This window comes from Ensifer sp. 22460 (assembly GCF_052044935.1).
Classification (GTDB): Bacteria; Pseudomonadota; Alphaproteobacteria; order Rhizobiales; family Rhizobiaceae; genus Ensifer.
In genome coordinates this window covers 120110-136712 of sequence record NZ_JBQENZ010000007.1, presented here as the reverse complement: position 1 = coordinate 136712, position 16603 = coordinate 120110, and the positions used below count along the sequence as shown (strand labels likewise).

Below are 16603 nucleotides of genomic sequence, written 5' to 3'. Positions count from 1 at the left end.
CGAGATTTCGCGCCGTGAGTTGACCAACGCGTGGAACGACAATGCTTGATATTAAATGGATCCGTGAAAATGCCGAGATGCTGGACGCCGCCCTGGTGAAGCGGGGCGCGGAGCCTTTGTCGGCGTCGCTGATCGCCCTCGACGAACGCCGCCGCACGGTCCTCCAGTCCCTGCAGGACATGCAATCGCGCCGCAATGCCGCGTCCAAGGACATCGGCGCGGCGATGGCGCAGAAAAACGCCGAGCTTGCCGAAAAACTGAAGGCCGAGGTGGCCGAACTCAAGAATGCCATGCCGGCGCTTGAGGAAGACAGCCGCAAGGTGGAAGCAGAGCTCAACGACGCGCTCTCCCGCATTCCGAACATCCCGCTCGAGGACGTTCCGGTCGGCGAAGATGAGACCGGCAACGTCGTCAAGCGCGTGGTCGGCAACAAGCCCACCTGGAATCACCAGCCGCGCGAGCATTTCGAGATCGGCGAGGCGCTCGGCCTCATGGATTTCGAAGGGGCTGCCCGCATTTCCGGCTCGCGCTTCACGATCCTCAAGGGACAATTGGCGCGGCTCGAGCGTGCGCTCGGCCAGTTCATGCTCGACCTGCACACCCAGGAGCACGGCTACACCGAAGTGCATCCGCCGCTCCTCGTGCGTGACGACGCGATGTACGGTACCGGCCAGCTGCCGAAATTTGCCGAAGACCTGTTCCGCACGACGGACGGTCGCTGGCTGATCCCGACTGCGGAAGTGCCGCTCACCAACATCGTTCGCGAGCAGATCCTCGAAGGCGAAAAGCTGCCGCTGCGCTTCACCGCGCTGACGCCGTCCTTCCGCTCGGAGGCGGGTTCGGCCGGTCGCGACACCCGCGGCATGCTGCGCCAGCACCAGTTCAACAAGGTCGAACTGGTTTCGATCACCGATGCCGAAACTTCGGTCGAAGAGCACGAGCGCATGACGGCCTGTGCGGAAGAGGTGCTGAAGCGCCTGGGTCTGCACTACCGGGTGATGACGCTCTGCACCGGCGACATGGGCTTCGGTGCGCGCAAGACTTACGACCTGGAGGTCTGGCTGCCGGGGCAGGACACCTACCGCGAGATTTCGTCCTGCTCGGTCTGCGGCGATTTCCAGGCCCGCCGGATGAATGCCCGCTACCGCACCAAGGAAGACAAGGGCACGCGCTTCGTTCATTCGTTGAACGGTTCCGGTGTCGCCGTCGGGCGCGCGCTGATCGCCGTCATCGAAAACTATCTGAATGAAGACGGCTCGGTATCGGTGCCGGATGTGCTGGTGCCCTACATGAGCGGCCAGAAGCGCATCGAGAAGGCCGTCTGAGCGGACGTCAAGGGAAGGACGGCAACCATGCGGATCCTGCTGACAAACGATGACGGCATTCACGCTGAAGGTCTCGCTGTGCTCGAAAGGGTTGCCAGGACGATCTCGGACGATGTCTGGGTCGTGGCACCCGAAGCGGACCAGAGCGGCTTGGCGCATTCTCTGACCCTGTCGGAGCCGCTGCGGCTTCGGCAGATCGCAGAAAAGCGCTTTGCCCTTCGGGGCACGCCGACGGATTGTGTCATCATGGCGGTTCGCAAGGTGCTGGATCGCAAGCCTGATCTCGTGCTCTCCGGCGTCAACATCGGTGCCAACATGGCCGACGACGTGACCTATTCCGGCACGGTGGCGGGCGCTATCGAGGGCACGTTGCAGGGTGTTCGCGCGATCGCGCTCAGCCAAGCCTATCACCACGCCGTCGGCAAGTCTGTGCCTTGGGATGTGGTGGAGACACACGCCCCGGGCCTGATCCGCAAAATGATGGCCGTGGACCTGCCCGATGGCACGTTCCTCAACGTCAATTTCCCGAACTGCTCAGCCGACACAGTTGCCGGGATCGAGGTAACGTCGCAAGGCAAGCTCGACTTTGGCCTGTCGATCGATGAGCGGACGGACGGCCGTGGTTTTCCCTACTTCTGGCTGCGCTTCGGCGAGCGGTTCGGCGATTTTCGCGCCGGAACCGACATTCACGCTCTGCGCGAGAATCACATCTCGGTGACGCCGCTCAAGCTCGACTTGACGGACTATAGCGTCCAGGACCGTCTGATGCGGGCTTTGAACGAAGGGGCTCATTGATTGAGCGCGCGCGTTTCGGAACAGGAAGGCTTTGCCAAGATGGTGCTACGGCTGCGCGCCGCCGGCATCATCAATCATGACCTCCTCAAGGCGGTCGAGCAGACCGCGCGCGGCCAGTTCGCACCCCCGCAATATCAGGCCGAGGCCTACTCGCAGCGGACGATTCCGCTCGAGTGCGGCTCGTTCATGGAAGGCTATGATTTTGCGGTGCGGTTGCTGCATTGTCTGAACCTGAAGACAGGACAGCGCATCCTCGAGGTCGGTACCGGCAGCGGCTTTACCGCAGCTGTGATGGGGCGGGTGGCTGAACGCGTCCTGACGATCGACCGCTATCAGACACTCGTCGGTACGGCGCAGAAAAACCTTGAGAAATCAGGCGTTCGCAACGTGATCGTTCGCCATGCCGATGGCAGCGCCGGGGTGCCGGGCGAGGGTACGTTCGACCGCATCCTGATCACCGCTGCCTTCAATAGCCTGCCGCGCATGTTTTCCGATCATCTCGTCTCAGGCGGAACCTTGGTGGTGCCGATCATGATGAGTGAGACTCATTGCCGGGTCGTTCGGGTCAACCGAACGGGAAGCCGCTTCGATCGCGAGGATCTGTTTGATGCGCCTTACCTTCCGATCGTGCCGCAGCTCGCGTCGTTCCTGTGATACGGCCGCTGCCGAACATCTCCGCCGGCACTTTGGTGCGTTAAGGAATTCTTAACCGCGTCCAGCCTCGCGCAAGCTTCGCGCCATACCCCTCCAGTGCACGATAGGTTCCGCCCGCGAGTCGTCGCTCTTGCACGACTGGGATGTTGTTGCCGGATCGTGAGATTGACGGAGACGGCAAATGCAGATCGCGAACAGGCTGACGGCCGCAGCATCGGGCGACGGGCTGAATAATCTTGCAGGGCGCAACGCCGGCCAGGCGAATTCCGCCGGCAAGGACGAACAGTCCGCACAGGCGCTCGCGGCGAGTCTCTTCGACCCCACTCCGCGCATCTCGCTTTCCGCCGATGCTCTGCTCTATCTCAGCCAGACGAAGAAGGCATCGGACGGACAGCCGGCGCTCAGCCGCGACGAGTGGAACAACCGCCTGTCTCCGCAGCTGGCGTTGCGCGAATACCAGGCCTTCGGCAAATTTCTCGATGCCGGGGATCATGAGGGCTACTACAAGAACTTCATCGACTACTACGACAGCCTTCGTCCCGAAGATCAGGACAGCCTGCGCTATTTTGGGACGCGTGAAGCCGCCGTCGCCGGTCTGCGGTCGCTTGAATATGAACAGGCGAGCGGCGCCGACGGCGATACCACGTTCCAGACGCTGGTGAGTGTCCTGCTTGAAGAAGACAAGACCGCTCAGTCCGAAACCCCCGTCCGTCCCGAGGGGCGTCCGATTTTTGCCTGGGATCTGACAAGCATCAGCTATGAAGATGAACCAACGGAGCGGCATTCCGTTTCGGAAATCGAGCGTCTCTATTCCGAACTGAGCTAGGTTCTCGCGATTGCCGCACGCGGGGCTTCTGCGCCCGCGAAGCGTGGCGGGACGCTCACGGCGTGCGGCCAGGCCGATCGGCATTCTCAGATGGCCGGCCGGACCTATGGTTAGCGTTTCGTCAAATTAGTCCTTTGGTGGTGCTGACCTTAACCGGGCGGTAACTCTAATACGCTTTAATCATCCCACATCGAGTTGCGTTCGGAGTGGGTAAGCGTCATGCGTCAGTTTGTATCTCCCGGGGTTGGAAAGTCCACGATCCGCCTGTGCGTGGCGGTCCTGCTAGCAGGCGCCGCAACGGGCTGCAGTTCGGATGCCAGCCGATTTGACGGCCTGTTCTCCCGGTCGGACAACATCACCACAAATTCAATTCCGCGCGATGCGACGCCGGTTCCGCGTGGCGACGTGGCTGTCGGCCAGATGGCGGCAGCTTCTCCGGCGGATAACGGTGCTCTCGGCCAACCCTATCCGACTGCAAGCGCGCAGGGTGGCTATGATCCAGTGAATACCGCTTCCACTCCGGTATCGGCTGCCCGTGGGGCGTCAACGCCGATCTCCGTCCAGCGCACGACCCTGGCCGATCCGAGCGCGACGACGCGTCAGCGCCCAGAAGCGCAGCCGTTCCCCGCTGCTCGTCAGCAGGCGGCAATCGCGACGCAGCAGACGCTGCCGGCGGCCGTCAACGAAACCGCAAGCAAGAGCGGCTGGACGACGCAGAATGCCCCCACGATCATGGTTCGGCCCGGCGACAACGTCGCAGTTCTCTCCAAGCGCTTCGGCGTTCCCGAGAAGGAAATTCTGAAGGCCAACGGTCTGCAATCGGCTGCTCAGGTCGAAACCGGCCAGCGTCTGGTCATCCCGACCTTTGGTTCCGTCGGTAGCCCTGCGAAGGGGGCGGCGACCAACTCGATCGCCGGTCTCGATGGTAGCAAGCGCCAGCCTTCGCCCTTGCCCAACGATCAGCGCGACGTCGCAATCCTGCCGGGCTCCGCCCAGTCTCGCGACAAGAACGCTGGCAAGACGGATGTCGTTGCCGGCAAGCCGGCGACGAACGGCGAAGGCAGTGGCGGTGGCACCTACACCGTGAAGCCCGGCGACTCGCTCAATCGCATTGCCAAGACGACGGGCGTGTCTGTCGCAGCCCTCAAGCAGGCGAACGGTCTGAGCGCAGAATCGATCCGCGTCGGCCAGACGCTGCAGCTGCCGGGTGCGGCGGGTGCCGCGCCGGACCAGGTCAAAACCGCATCGGTTCCGAGCAAGAAGACTGAGCAGCCGCAGGTTGCCTCACTCGAAAAAGGTAAACCGGCAGAATACCAGCCGCCGGCCGCCAAGCAGAGCGTTACGGACGTTGCTGCGCTCAAGGCGGATGTCGATGAGGACTCGCCGAAGTCGACTGGGATCAGCAAGTATCGCTGGCCTGTTCGCGGCGCAGTGGTTGCCGGCTACGGCGCCAACGTCGACGGCAACCGCAACGACGGCATCAACATCTCGGTGCCTGAGGGCACGCCGATCAAGGCGGCCGAGAACGGCGTCGTCATCTACTCGGGCAGCAGCCTGAAGGAACTCGGCAACGCTGTCCTGGTTCGCCATGACGATGGCACGGTCACGGTCTACGGCAACGCTTCCGAACTCAAGGTTCAGCGTGGCCAGAAGGTACAGCGCGGCCAGACGCTCGCGGCTTCCGGCATGACGGGTCGCGCCAGCCAGCCGCAGGTGCACTTCGAGGTGCGCAAGAATGCGACCGCGGTGAACCCTTCGACTTTCCTCGAATAGTCCGGTCTCCGGGTCTGACTGGATCTACTGCATGTCTCCTTAAATCGAGCTCGATTTAAAGACAAAGACATGCAGAAAATCAAAGTGCTACAGCGACCTTTGCGCGTCTGATAAGACGCGCGGCGCTGTAGGAAGCGTAAGAATCAGATACCGCCCGCCGGATTTCGGCGGGCGGTATTTTTTTGTCCATGGTCGAGCAGATTTGGCCAGCGATCCGATCGCTAGGCCCATGCGTCCAGTCGATGGCGCATGCGTCCGGCAAGATCCTGAATGAATTGCCAGGCGACGCGGCCGGACCTTGCGCCGCGGGTCGTCGCCCATTCGAGCGCTTCCGCATGCAGGGTCTCGGCCTCGACCGCAAAGCCGTAATGCTTTGCATAGCCATCGACCATGGCAAGGTAGTCTTCCTGGCTACATTTGTGGAAGCCAAGCCACAGCCCGAAGCGGTCGGACAGCGACACCTTTTCCTCGACCGCTTCGGAAGGATTGATGGCGGTCGACTGCTCGTTTTCCATCATGTGGCGCGGCAGCAGATGGCGCCGGTTCGATGTCGCGTAGAGCAGCACGTTCGACGGCCGACCTTCGACGCCACCGTCGAGTACGGCCTTCAGCGATTTGTAGGACGTGTCGTCATGATCAAACGACAGGTCGTCGCAGAAGACGATCACGGGCACCGGTGCGGTCTTGAGGATGTCCATCAGGGCGGGCAGGGTGGCGATGTCCTCCCGATGCACCTCGACGAGCTTGACCGCGACGCCGGTATCGCGAGCGACCTGCGCATGCACGGATTTCACCAGCGAAGACTTGCCCATGCCACGGGCGCCCCACAGGAGAACGTTGTTGGCAGGAAAACCTTCGGCGAAGCGCAGCGTGTTGTCGAGCAGGATGTCACGGACGTGATCCACTCCTGATATCAGCGACAACTCGATACGGTTGGGCTTGGCAACCGGCTGCAGGTGATGTGTGGCTGGAGCCCAGACGAAGCATTCGGCGCCGTCCCAGTCATTGCTTGCTGCGGCTGGACCGGCCATGCGCTCGATCGCCGCGGAAAGCTTCTGCATTTCCCTGATGAGAACGTCGATCTTTGCTTCCGGCATATGTCTATCTCCAACAACTGAATCAATCATTTGGTCGCGCTACAATGAAAACGGGGCGCCAGGAACGGCACGCGATTGCCCCGCAATTGCGACGCTACCGTTAATAGACACCCGGTAGCACGCAGGTTTGCGCTGGAAAAGGCCGCAGAGCCCCGTGCGGGGGGTTCTCCTCTTGTCCAAATTGTGTCAGAGGCACAGGAACGGGTAAGGGTGCCGCCGCTTTGCAGAGCGGCCGCGCGCCCCTATATTCCGGCCGATTTGGTGCGGAGGAACCGCCGATATTTGAACTCAAGGAGTGATCGATGTTCATTACCGAAGCTTTTGCGCAGACAGCCGGTGCCCCTTCCACCGGCGGCGCGGACATTCTCATGTCCATCCTGCCGTTCCTGCTGATCTTTGTTGTCATGTATTTCCTGATCATCCGTCCGCAGCGCGCCCAGATGAAGCGCCGCGAGGAGCTGTTGAAGAACATCCGCCGCGGTGATCAGGTGGTGACCGGCGGCGGCATCGTCGGCAAGGTTACGAAGGTCGTCGATGACAACGAACTCGAAGTCGAAATTGCCGAAGGCGTGAAGATCCGCGTCGTTCGCAGCGGCGTATCTGAAGTTCGCGTCAAAGGCGAACCTGTGAAAGAATAAGGGACGCGGACAGCGACCATCCGACGAGCAACTGGAGCGTTTGAGGCATGCGCAGATTTCCGCCGTTGAAACGTATCCTCGTCTGGTTGGTGGCACTCGCCGGCATCGCCTTCGCGTTGCCGAATGTTCTGAGCCGTGAAGAGGCAGCCGGATTACCGTCCTGGATGCCGCATCGCCAGGTGGCCCTCGGCCTTGATCTCCAGGGAGGCTCGCACTTCATGCTGCGGGCCGCGCGCAGCGACATCGTCGCCGAGCGGCTCGAAGCGGTCGCCAGCGAAGTCGGCAAGTCCCTGCGCGATGCCGATATCGCCTATATCGGCCTATCGGGCGAAGGTCAGTCGATTTCGTTCCGGGTTCGGGACCGTGCGCAACTCCCCGCCGCTCGCGATAAGCTGAAGACGCTGACGGCGCCGGTCGATGCTGGCGGATTTGGCTCCGGGTCGATTTCCGAAGTTGTGTTTGACAGCGCCGACGAGGATGAACTCGTCCGTCTGCGCCTGACCGACGAAGGCATCGACTACCGGCTGTCACTGGCCCTTACGCAATCGATCGATGTGGTGCGTCGCCGCGTCGCTGAAGTTGGCGTTCTGGAGCCGCTGATCCAGCGCCGTGGCGAAGATCGGCTCATCGTCCAGGTGCCGGGGCTCGACGACCCGCAACGACTGAAAGATCTGCTCAGCCAAAGCGCACGTCTGACTTTCAGATTGCTGGATACGTCCGTGCCGGTTGAGCGAGCCGTCGATGGCCAGGTGCCAGCGGGCGCAGAAGTCCTCTATTCCTATGACGATCCGCCGGTTCCCTATCTGGTCCAGAAGGAACCATTGCTGGCGGCGGCCAGTTTTGTCGCCGCGCAGCCGGAAGCAGATGCCAGCGCCGATACGGCGTCGGTCGCGGTCAAGCTCGAGGCGGCCGCGCAGCAGCGGGTTACCGCCGTCACGGCGCAGCAGCCGGAGGCGAAGATTGCGATCGTTCTTGATGGCCAGGTTGCCGCAACGCCCAAGCTTTCGGAAGCCGTCAAAGGCGACACGGCGCGCATTTCTGCCGAGCTTCCGGCCGACTCTGCTGCGGATCTCGCCGCTCTCATCAGGACCGGACCGCTCCCAACACCGCTGACTTTCGTCGAGGAGCGGACGGTCGGCCCTGGTGTCGGTGACGACGCGATTGCCTATGGCCTCAAGGCCGGCTTTGTCGCGGCGATCGCCGTCGCCGCCTCGATGATCTTCTTCTACGGCGTTTTCGGTGTCTTTGCCATCATCGCGCTCGCCTTGAATATTGTCTTGATCCTTGCGACGCTTTCCGTGTCGGGGGCGACGCTGACCCTGCCGGGGATTGCCGGCATCATCCTGACGATCGGCGTCGCGGTCGATTCGAACGTGTTGATCTACGAGCGCCTTCGCGAGGAGGTTCGTGGTGGCGAGCCCTTGCTCCGCACGATCAACAACGCCTTCTCTCGCGTCTTCAGCAGCATTTTCGACGCCAACCTGACGATGCTGATCGCCAGCGCCATCCTGTTCTACCTCGGCTCCGGGCCAGTGCGCGGTTTCGCCGTCACTCTCGCGATCGGCAGCGTCACGACGCTTTTCACCGCCTATACGGTGACCCGTCTGATCGTGAAGCGTTGGCTCCGGCAGTGGAAGTCGGAACGCCTGCCGAAGGGCATTCGAACCGGGCGCTTCAGCGATCTGGACATCCGTTTTATGCGGATCCGTAATCCGGTGTTCATCCTGATGGCCGCCTTGTCGGCGGCCTCGGTGCTCCTGCTTGCGGGTATCGGGCTCAATCTGGGTGTGGACTTCAAGGGCGGCTCGATCATCGAGCTGCACTCCAAGGGCGGTCCCGTCGACGTTGCCGACCTCCGCACCCGCCTCGACGAGCTGAACTTTGGCGAGGTCCAGGTCCAGCAACTGGGCTCGGGCGAGGATGTGCTGGTGCGGGTTCCGTCTCAAGAAGCGGGCGACAATGCCGAGCAGACCGCAGCCAGCGTCATCAGGACGGAGCTGGCCGACGAATACGACTTCCGCCGCGTCGAAGTGGTTGGCCCGGTTGTTTCGAGCGAGCTGACGCGCGCGGGAACGCTTGGGCTCGCAATCTCCTTCGTGGCGATCCTGCTCTATGTCTGGCTGCGTTTCGAGTGGCGCTTTGCCGTCGGTGCGATTATCGCAACCGTGCACGACGTGCTGCTGACGATTGGGTTCTTGGTGCTGACGGGCATCGAGTTCAATCTCGGCAGTATCGCCGCCGTTCTCACCATCGTCGGCTACTCGTTGAACGATACAGTTGTGATCTACGATCGCATTCGCGAGAATCTCGGCCGCTATCGCCGCATGCCGCTTTCGGTGCTGATCGATACGTCGATCAACCAGACACTCTCGCGCACGATCCTGACGGCGCTGACGACCATTCTGGCGCTCGCCGCGCTCTATCTCTTCGGCGGCGGCCTCATTCGCTCATTCAGCATCACCATGCTGTTTGGTGTCGTCGCCGGGACGATCTCCTCTATCTATATCGCCGGCCCGATCCTCATCCTCTTCGGGAAGCGGACCGACCACATTCCGGGGGACGAAAACGCGTCCGGCGCGGATACGGGTGCTGCCGGCGCGGCAAAGGGTACAGTTTGAAATGCCCAAGGGTATTGAAATTCGCGAAGCGCATTTTCCGGGCCGCGCACCGATCGATGCCTATGGCAACGGCGGCTTTCGCTTTGCGGACATGTCGCATCGCGGCTCGATCCTGATGCTGCCCTCGGGCGTCTATGCGTGGGACGTGGCCGAAGGCGATCCCCTGGCCGTCGAGAAATTCCTCAGGGTCATCGATGAGGCGAAAGACATCGAAGTGCTGCTGGTCGGCACCGGTAAAGACATTCGCCCGCTGCCCGCCGACCTGAAGGCCGCGCTGCGTGCCGTCAATGTATCGTCGGATCCGATGAGCACCGGGGCTGCGGTTCGCACCTACAATGTGATGCTGGCCGAATCGCGTGCTGTCGCCGTCGCGCTGATCGCTGTCTGATCGGGCATTCGGGGAAGACGACGTGCAAGATATTTCCGCTCAGATCCTGGCCGACCTCAGGGATACGGACCGCGACCGCTATCTCGCCTGCCTGCTTGCCCCCGCCGACAAGCAGCGCTCGCTCGCGGCACTCTATGCGTTCAACGCGGAAATCGCGCGAATTCGCGATCTCGTGCATGAGCCGATTCCAGGCGAAATCCGCATGCAGTGGTGGCGCGATCTCATCGGCAACGATGCAGCCTCCGGTGAGGGGCATCCGCTCGCCGAAGCGCTGCTGCAGTGCATTCGCGAGCACAGGCTGCCGGTCTCGGTCCTGCAGAACATGATCGATGCCCGGATCTTCGATCTCTATGACGACCCCATGGAAGACCGCCCGGCGCTCGAGGGTTATGCCGGCGAGACCGCTTCGGCCTTGATCCAGCTCTCGTCGCTGGTGCTCGACCCGCAGAATGCGGCCAAATCCGCGGAAGCCGCCGGTCACGCCGGTGTGGCGCAGACTGTCGCCGGCCTCCTGATGCTGCTGCCGCTGCATCTGAGACGCGGCCAGGTCTATTTGCCGGCAGAACTGCTGCGCGCGACCGGCCTTGATCGGGAAACGCTTATTGCCGGCAAAGACAGCGACGGTATCGGCCGGGCGATCAGGGCATTTTCTGGGTTCGGGCGGGATCATCTGGCCAAGGCACGGGCTCAGACGGCGGCGATCTCGCCATCGAATTTTCCCGCGTTCGTGCCGCTCGCGCTGGCCGAGCCGATCTTCGATCGCGCCGAGGCGGCTGGCGCCGGACTTTTGAAGGCGCCCATTCGCCCGGCGCAATGGCTACGGCAATGGTGGATGTGGCGTGCCGCTCGGCGTCGTCGCTTCTAGCGCGGCAAGGCAGACGGCTGTAGCGGAGCGGCTGCCCGGTAAAAACCCGATGCGTTCCGCGTCGGCGCGCCCGACGGGACGCCAAATTGGCACAAGCCTCGTAGTCTATAGAAGCGGTTTATCGGCGTCATGCCGAGCGAAGGGGAGCGCCCGCGGATGCTTTGGTTATTGCTCATCGCCGTCATTGTTCTGGCCGGCGCATTCTACATGTGGATGAACGCTCGTGCGGAGCGGGATTGGGACAATCCCGATGCAGGTTCTGCGATGGTGGAATTCGGGCGCGCATTTCCGGATGAAGCGATCCGGGCGCTGCATTCCACCGCGGACCGGAAGGCGATCTTCCTGAGGCTGCACGACGGCAAGGCGGGCTTCATCCAATCGCATGGCACGCACTATGTCTGCCACGTCATCCAGCCTGGAAAGGTCCGGGTGAACAGCTCGGAGACCGGCCGCGGGCTGATCGTGCATTTCCCGGACTTTGCCTATCTGGACAATGCCTTCGAGTTCCAGAACGCCGGCGAGGCGGCGGAAGTTTCTCTCTGGCTGCTCGGCAGCTTCAACCCGAAATCGGAATTCACGCAGCCCGACTCGGAACCGTCCCCTACGGCGCAGGCGAGCGAGTAGCGACATCACAGATCCATTCAAAAGAAACGGCCCGCTGGCGTCATCGCGAGCGGGCCGTTTCGTGTTCTGGTATAATATTCGCCGTCAGGCGGACTTGCCGAGCCATGCGGCGCAATCTGCGAGCGCACGCGACGCCGTTGCCTGCTTCTTGGCAGCGGCCTTTTCCTTGCCACGGAAGCGCTTGGCGCCCTCCGGCTTGGTGATTGCTCCCGGATCGAGCGGCGGGAACAGGCCGAAATTGACGTTCATCGGCTGGAACGAACGTTTGCCCGGCTCATCGTCGGAAACGATGTGCCCGCCGGTGATATGGTTCAGCAGCGCGCCGAAGGCGGTGGTCGCTGGCGGTGCGGCCAAAGTCGCGCCCTTGCGCTCAGCGGCGGCGAAGCGCCCGGCGAGCAGGCCGATGCTGGCGCTCTCCACGTATCCTTCGCAGCCGGTGATCTGACCGGCAAAGCGCAGGCCCGGGCGCGACTTCAGCGTCAGCGTTCGGTCGAGCAGCGTTGGCGAATTGATGTAGGTGTTGCGGTGCAGGCCGCCGAGGCGTGCAAATTCGGCATTCTCCAGGCCCGGGATCATCCGGAAGACTTCCGCCTGGGCGCCGTATTTCAGCTTCGTCTGAAAGCCGACCATATTGTAGAGCGTGCCAAGCGCGTTGTCCTGGCGCAGCTGCACGACGGCATAGGGCTTGACCGTGGGGGTATGGGCGTTGGTGAGGCCCATCGGCTTCATGGGTCCGTAACGTAGAGTCTCGCGGCCGCGTTCGGCCATGACCTCGATCGGCAGGCAGCCATCGAAATAGGGCGTACCTTCCCACTCCTTGAAGCCGGTCTTGTCGCCGGCGACCAGCGCGTCAACGAAGGCGTTGTACTGCTCCTCGGTCATCGGGCAGTTGATGTAGTCCTTGCCGGTGCCGCCGGGGCCGACCTTGTCGTAGCGCGACTGGTACCAGCAGACGTCCATGTCGATCGTCTCGGTGTAGACGATCGGCGCGATGGCGTCGAAGAAGGCGAGCGCATCGGCGCCCGTTTCCGTGCGGATGGCTTCTGCAAGATCGGGTGCCGTCAACGGGCCGGTTGCGATGACCGCGAGGTCCCATTCCCTCGGCGGCAGGCCGGTGATTTCTTCGCGCACGACCGTGATCAGCGGATGGGCGGCAATCGCCGCGCTGACGGCGTCAGAGAAGCCATCACGATCGACGGCAAGCGCGCCGCCGGCCGGAACCTGGTTGGCATCGGCGGATTTCATGATCAACGAGCCGGCAAGGCGCATTTCCGCGTGCAGCACGCCAACCGCATTGCTGGTCGCATCATCCGAGCGGAACGAGTTGGAACAGACGAGTTCGGCGAGACCGTCGGTCTTGTGCGCATCGGTGCCGCGCACGCCGCGCATCTCATGGAGGATGACCGGAACGCCGGCCTCGGCGATCTGCCAGGCAGCCTCCGAACCGGCAAGGCCGCCGCCGACGACATGGATGGGGGAGTGGGAAGAGGTGTCTTTGCTCATGGCCGGCTTCCTATCACGGCTCGCCCCTCGGTTCCAACGCGAATAAACGAAAACGGCGCCCGAAGGCGCCGTCTTGGAAGTCTGGTCGTTCGTTCCGATTAACGGAAAGAACGGGCCGCAATGTTGCGGATGTCGTAGCGGGTGATGCCGATGTCATTGAGAGCGTGGGTCGACAGGTTGCCGAGCTCGCTGACGGTGCGGCGGTAGTTGATCCAGCTTTTTGCGATACGAATCGGGTTCATGGTCTTTTCCTCAAATCAGGTTGTCGCGACAGCCATCTGTCTGCGCCGTTGAGGTTCTTATACGCTTGTCTAATTAGAAGGTGGAGTGCAAAGAAAATGCAGCTGCTATGCATTTGTGCAGTGCGTCGCACCATAGATAGGCACAGCGACCCAGGAGCTTGAAAACGCGGCATCGATTAACGCTTGATTAAAATGCCGATAGTTCCGCGTTAACGCTTTGTGTTGCAAGGGTTTTTAGGGGAAAGCTGCACGCCCCGCGTTGGGCGTCACGGCGAGCGCTCTGCGCAGTAGGCAGGCGGGTAACGCCGCCCTGATGTTGAGGGATCTCGCAAGTGCGAAAGAATGGCGCGGCTGGATGGTCGCGATCCAAAAGAAAACGCCCCCCGGAATGAACCGGAGGGCGTTTACTGGAGGTCGGTCGCGCTTGAAGCGCAGCCTGAATTACTTGATCGCCTGGCGAGCAACGTAGGGGATGTCGCCGCGGCCGATGCCGAGGTCGCTCAGCTCACGGTCGCTCATGCGGCCGAGTTCGTTGCAGGTCTGACGATACTTGCGCCAATTGTTGAAAGAACGTGCGAGGTTCATGATCCTATCCTTTCTAGGGTCGTGTGCCAGCGCTCATCTCTCTTGCTGGCCGTCATCTGATGGTCTGGAATATAATTGTTTTGAGCAGAAGTTACAGAGATAATGCTGCATCGCACCCATGCAGCACGTGCAAGCCTGAGCGCGGCGGACAGATGTCGGATGGCGTTCGAAACGCATCTGCAATCAGGTTCTGATGATTGAAGCTTTCGACCCAAATCGAGGGCCGGAAAACAAACAACGCCCGCTGGGGGAGGAGATCCAGCGAGCGTCGCTTTGTTCTGATCGGCAACCGGGAGGAGGAGTGTCGCCGATCCAAATCGAGGGGCGCTGGGAGGAGGAGTGCGCCGCCCCGATCGATGAGTTGAAGATAGTATGGAGTCGGGCGGAAGGGTAGCGCTGATCCAGAATGGCACCTATGCATCGAGTGCATGGCTGCGAGCGAATACAGAGAAAGTGTGCACGAATATTGTGCAATTGCGCAAAGTCGGAGATTTTCTTGCTGGGGGAGGGCTGAAAACAATAACGCCCGCTGGGGGAGGAGGTCCAGCGAGCGTCATTTGAAGTGATTGGCAACTGGGAGGAGGAGTGTTGCCAATCTGATCGGAGGAGCGTTGGGAGGAGGAGTACGCTCGACCGAATTCTCTCGGGTTTTGCCCGGGCCTTTCTCAGTAAACTGAGGCGGTTGGCCGCTTCCGCCGGCGACCGTCTGGCTTCATGCCGTCGTTCGCCTTTGATGATTTGAATATAGGGGCTTTAAATCGATTTGTGCAGTGCAATATCCGCATGGAAGATATGCGCATCGCGCAAGCCGTTCATCAGTCCCTTTCGGCTCGGGGCCTCAGTCGCGACAGAGCGATTGTGTTTCCGCGCCGATACGTGGTTAGCTGGTGACGCAACGGGATCATTTCAAGCATTGGATTCTTAGGGCTGGGGGCAGGATGTATCGCGCGCGTCTCGAGCGAGACTTCAAACACTGGATCGACAAGGGGCTGCTGCAGGAAGATGCCGCGCGCGCCATGCTTGCCGAGTATGACGGACGCGAGTCGACGTTCCGGGCAGGGCGCGTCCTGCTTATGCTGGCGGCCCTTCTGTTATCCGCATCGATCCTGTTGCTTGTTGCCGCCAATTGGGAGGAACTGCCGCGCCTCGCGCGCGTCGCCGGCATCGTCGCCTTGATCTGGGGCTTCCACTTCGCCGCTGCCTGGCTGATCCAGAATGGCAGGACGACATTTGCCGCCGCGGCGCTGGTTCTGGGCGCGGCGGCCTTTGGCGGCGGCATCGCGCTCATCGGGCAGATGTATCATTTGTCGGGCGATGCGGCGGATGCAGCGCTGCTCTGGTTCGTTGGCGCCTGCCTTTCGGCGCTCGCGTTTCGCTCTGCAGCGATGGCAACGGCCGCTGGCGGGCTCGCTTGGTTCTATTTCGGTACCATGTTGACGGAAAATGGTTTCAGCACGGCTTCTGACTGGCACTTGTGGTCCGTGCCGGTTCTGTCCGTGATCGTCGTTCTTCTGGTCCGCTTCACGGAGGCGGGCAGGGCCCGGCATCTGGCCTATCTGCTCGTCCTTTCCTGGCTCGGCTGGCTTTATCTGGATAGTCCGTCACTTGCTTTCGCGGTCGGCCTCGCAGTCCTCGGCCTTGCGGCCTTTCTGGCGGCGACCCTGCCGGGTTCGCCCGTGCGCCAACTTGCGCTCGAGGCGGGTTCAGCGCCCGCTTTCTATTCCTTCGCGCTCGCCCTGCTTGGTTTCACCGGACTTCAATACGAGGCGGTTGGGGTGACGACGGAGGTCGCGACCGGAACAGGCACGCTGTTGGTTGCGCTCCTGGGCATTGCGCTTGCCGGTGCGCAGAACGGGGCGGTGCGTTATCTCGGTTACATCGCCTTTGCCGGCGAGCTTCTCTATCTCGCCTTCGAAACCTTGGGATCGATGCTTGGCACATCGGGCTTCTTCCTGATTTCGGGCCTGGTCGTCGCGTGCATCGCCTGGCTGGTCATTCGGATCGAGGGGCATATGGCGCGAACGCGCCAGGCGGAGGTTTCTCAATGAACAGTGGTGCATCGACCAGACGTTGGCTGAACCCGCTGCTCGCCGCCCTGCTTGTGGCCGGCGTCCAGACGGCGGCGCTCGGTTACATGATCGAAAGCAGGGCTTCGATCCTCAGAAGCGGGCGGGATGTCCTTCTGAAGACCGTGCCCGTCGATCCGCGCGACCTGCTCAGAGGCGACTACGTGATACTGAGCTATGATATTTCAAGGTTGCAGCCGGAACTGTTCAAAGGTGGACTTCCGACACAATCGGGCGAGGTGATGCTCTATGTTCGGCTGGCGAAGCAGCCAGACGGTTTCTGGACGGCGACAGAAGCGTCGTTCCAGCCGCTGCCGGTGACCGGCGACAGCGTCGTGCTCCGCTCGCTTCCATTCTCCTACTATCCGTCGCCGTCGCCGCTACCCTTGACCGTGGACTATGGCATCGAGCGCTTCTACGTGCCGGAGGGCGAAGGGCGCACATTGGAAGAGGCGCGCAATGCCGAGGCGCTCTCCGTCAACATCCGCGTTGATGGCAAGGGCAGGGCACAGATCCGCGAGATCGCGGTCAACGGCAGCCCGGTCTATGAAGAGCCCCTTTATTGAGGCTCCGCGAACGCGCTCCGATCCGTCGTGGAATTCCG

Annotated in this window: 16 protein-coding genes; 12 read left to right on the top strand and 4 right to left on the bottom strand. The window is 61.9% G+C overall.

The features are described from left to right. The first annotated feature begins 41 nt into the window (after nucleotides 1–41). The 5 genes from serS to ACTJKM_RS11000 all read left to right on the top strand — a co-directional run bounded on the left by serS (nucleotide 42) and on the right by ACTJKM_RS11000 (nucleotide 5373). Nucleotides 42–1325 (top strand): serine--tRNA ligase, encoded by a 1284-nt coding sequence (gene serS, locus ACTJKM_RS11020; protein ID WP_058326619.1) that lies wholly within the window; start codon nucleotides 42–44, stop codon nucleotides 1323–1325. Nucleotides 1326–1352: 27 nt separating this feature from the next. Continuing rightward, a complete protein-coding gene (surE, locus tag ACTJKM_RS11015) occupies nucleotides 1353–2120 on the top strand; it encodes a 5'/3'-nucleotidase SurE (protein WP_058326618.1) in 768 nt (255 codons plus the stop codon). Continuing rightward, complete coding sequence (locus ACTJKM_RS11010; RefSeq protein ID WP_058320621.1) at nucleotides 2121–2774, top strand: protein-L-isoaspartate(D-aspartate) O-methyltransferase; 654 nt, start codon at nucleotides 2121–2123, stop codon at nucleotides 2772–2774. 181 nt (nucleotides 2775–2955) lie between these two features. After that, nucleotides 2956–3600, top strand: coding sequence for a hypothetical protein (locus tag ACTJKM_RS11005; protein ID WP_058326617.1), 645 nt, complete (start codon nucleotides 2956–2958; stop codon nucleotides 3598–3600). A gap of 219 nt (nucleotides 3601–3819) precedes the next feature. Beyond that, complete coding sequence (locus tag ACTJKM_RS11000; RefSeq protein ID WP_058320622.1) at nucleotides 3820–5373, top strand: peptidoglycan DD-metalloendopeptidase family protein; 1554 nt, start codon at nucleotides 3820–3822, stop codon at nucleotides 5371–5373. A gap of 221 nt (nucleotides 5374–5594) precedes the next feature. On the opposite strand, the gene ACTJKM_RS10995 is transcribed toward ACTJKM_RS11000, so the two are convergent. After that, the gene (locus ACTJKM_RS10995; RefSeq protein ID WP_057255833.1) at nucleotides 5595–6470 is read right to left on the bottom strand and encodes an ATP-binding protein; all 876 of its coding nucleotides are present in this window, start codon (nucleotides 6468–6470) and stop codon (nucleotides 5595–5597) included. Between the two features lie 302 nt (nucleotides 6471–6772). Here ACTJKM_RS10995 and yajC point away from each other — a divergent pair, with 302 nt between their 5' ends. The 5 genes from yajC to ACTJKM_RS10970 all read left to right on the top strand — a co-directional run bounded on the left by yajC (nucleotide 6773) and on the right by ACTJKM_RS10970 (nucleotide 11603). Next, a complete protein-coding gene (gene yajC, locus ACTJKM_RS10990; protein WP_057255835.1) occupies nucleotides 6773–7108 on the top strand; it encodes a preprotein translocase subunit YajC in 336 nt (111 codons plus the stop codon). A gap of 47 nt (nucleotides 7109–7155) precedes the next feature. Further along, a complete protein-coding gene (secDF, locus tag ACTJKM_RS10985) occupies nucleotides 7156–9726 on the top strand; it encodes a protein translocase subunit SecDF (RefSeq protein WP_058326616.1) in 2571 nt (856 codons plus the stop codon). Between the two features lies 1 nt (nucleotide 9727). Beyond that, nucleotides 9728–10114, top strand: coding sequence for an Mth938-like domain-containing protein (locus tag ACTJKM_RS10980; protein WP_057255838.1), 387 nt, complete (start codon nucleotides 9728–9730; stop codon nucleotides 10112–10114). A gap of 22 nt (nucleotides 10115–10136) precedes the next feature. After that, nucleotides 10137–10979 (top strand): phytoene/squalene synthase family protein, encoded by an 843-nt coding sequence (locus ACTJKM_RS10975; RefSeq protein ID WP_058326615.1) that lies wholly within the window; start codon nucleotides 10137–10139, stop codon nucleotides 10977–10979. A gap of 156 nt (nucleotides 10980–11135) precedes the next feature. Continuing rightward, nucleotides 11136–11603, top strand: a complete 468-nt coding sequence (locus tag ACTJKM_RS10970; protein WP_058326614.1) for a hypothetical protein — start codon at nucleotides 11136–11138, stop codon at nucleotides 11601–11603. An 84-nt stretch (nucleotides 11604–11687) separates the two neighbouring features. Here the strand turns inward: ACTJKM_RS10970 and trmFO are convergent, their stop codons facing one another. From trmFO to ACTJKM_RS10955, 3 genes are all read right to left on the bottom strand, one after another. Further along, nucleotides 11688–13106: a methylenetetrahydrofolate--tRNA-(uracil(54)-C(5))-methyltransferase (FADH(2)-oxidizing) TrmFO gene (gene trmFO, locus ACTJKM_RS10965; protein ID WP_058320626.1), complete on the bottom strand. Its 1419-nt coding sequence runs from the start codon at nucleotides 13104–13106 to the stop codon at nucleotides 11688–11690. A gap of 98 nt (nucleotides 13107–13204) precedes the next feature. Beyond that, the gene (locus ACTJKM_RS10960; protein WP_065376909.1) at nucleotides 13205–13348 is read right to left on the bottom strand and encodes a DUF1127 domain-containing protein; all 144 of its coding nucleotides are present in this window, start codon (nucleotides 13346–13348) and stop codon (nucleotides 13205–13207) included. 441 nt (nucleotides 13349–13789) lie between these two features. Further along, complete coding sequence (locus ACTJKM_RS10955) at nucleotides 13790–13933, bottom strand: DUF1127 domain-containing protein (protein WP_065376908.1); 144 nt, start codon at nucleotides 13931–13933, stop codon at nucleotides 13790–13792. A 938-nt stretch (nucleotides 13934–14871) separates the two neighbouring features. On the opposite strand from ACTJKM_RS10955, the gene ACTJKM_RS10950 reads away from it, so the two are divergent. Together ACTJKM_RS10950 and ACTJKM_RS10945 are read left to right on the top strand one after the other, a co-directional pair. Continuing rightward, the gene (locus ACTJKM_RS10950; protein WP_058326613.1) at nucleotides 14872–15981 is read left to right on the top strand and encodes a DUF2157 domain-containing protein; all 1110 of its coding nucleotides are present in this window, start codon (nucleotides 14872–14874) and stop codon (nucleotides 15979–15981) included. Then, nucleotides 15978–16565, top strand: coding sequence for a GDYXXLXY domain-containing protein (locus ACTJKM_RS10945; protein WP_057255847.1), 588 nt, complete (start codon nucleotides 15978–15980; stop codon nucleotides 16563–16565). Before ACTJKM_RS10950 ends, ACTJKM_RS10945 begins: the two co-directional genes overlap by 4 nt. The last annotated feature ends 38 nt before the right edge of the window (nucleotides 16566–16603 follow it).

What these genes read in the sequence shown, in the direction of transcription:
- trmFO (WP_058320626.1), bottom strand. Translation starts at nt 13,106, where the DNA reads ATGAGCAAAGACACCTCTTCCCACTCCCCCATCCATGTCGTCGGCGGC.
- serS (WP_058326619.1), top strand. Translation starts at nt 42, where the DNA reads ATGCTTGATATTAAATGGATCCGTGAAAATGCCGAGATGCTGGACGCC.
- secDF (WP_058326616.1), top strand. Translation starts at nt 7,156, where the DNA reads ATGCGCAGATTTCCGCCGTTGAAACGTATCCTCGTCTGGTTGGTGGCA.
- yajC (WP_057255835.1), top strand. Translation starts at nt 6,773, where the DNA reads ATGTTCATTACCGAAGCTTTTGCGCAGACAGCCGGTGCCCCTTCCACC.
- ACTJKM_RS10945 (WP_057255847.1), top strand. Translation starts at nt 15,978, where the DNA reads ATGAACAGTGGTGCATCGACCAGACGTTGGCTGAACCCGCTGCTCGCC.
- ACTJKM_RS10960 (WP_065376909.1), bottom strand. Translation starts at nt 13,348, where the DNA reads ATGAACCCGATTCGTATCGCAAAAAGCTGGATCAACTACCGCCGCACC.
- ACTJKM_RS11000 (WP_058320622.1), top strand. Translation starts at nt 3,820, where the DNA reads ATGCGTCAGTTTGTATCTCCCGGGGTTGGAAAGTCCACGATCCGCCTG.
- ACTJKM_RS10970 (WP_058326614.1), top strand. Translation starts at nt 11,136, where the DNA reads ATGCTTTGGTTATTGCTCATCGCCGTCATTGTTCTGGCCGGCGCATTC.
- ACTJKM_RS10980 (WP_057255838.1), top strand. Translation starts at nt 9,728, where the DNA reads ATGCCCAAGGGTATTGAAATTCGCGAAGCGCATTTTCCGGGCCGCGCA.
- surE (WP_058326618.1), top strand. Translation starts at nt 1,353, where the DNA reads ATGCGGATCCTGCTGACAAACGATGACGGCATTCACGCTGAAGGTCTC.
- ACTJKM_RS10955 (WP_065376908.1), bottom strand. Translation starts at nt 13,933, where the DNA reads ATGAACCTCGCACGTTCTTTCAACAATTGGCGCAAGTATCGTCAGACC.
- ACTJKM_RS10950 (WP_058326613.1), top strand. Translation starts at nt 14,872, where the DNA reads ATGTATCGCGCGCGTCTCGAGCGAGACTTCAAACACTGGATCGACAAG.
- ACTJKM_RS11005 (WP_058326617.1), top strand. Translation starts at nt 2,956, where the DNA reads ATGCAGATCGCGAACAGGCTGACGGCCGCAGCATCGGGCGACGGGCTG.
- ACTJKM_RS10995 (WP_057255833.1), bottom strand. Translation starts at nt 6,470, where the DNA reads ATGCCGGAAGCAAAGATCGACGTTCTCATCAGGGAAATGCAGAAGCTT.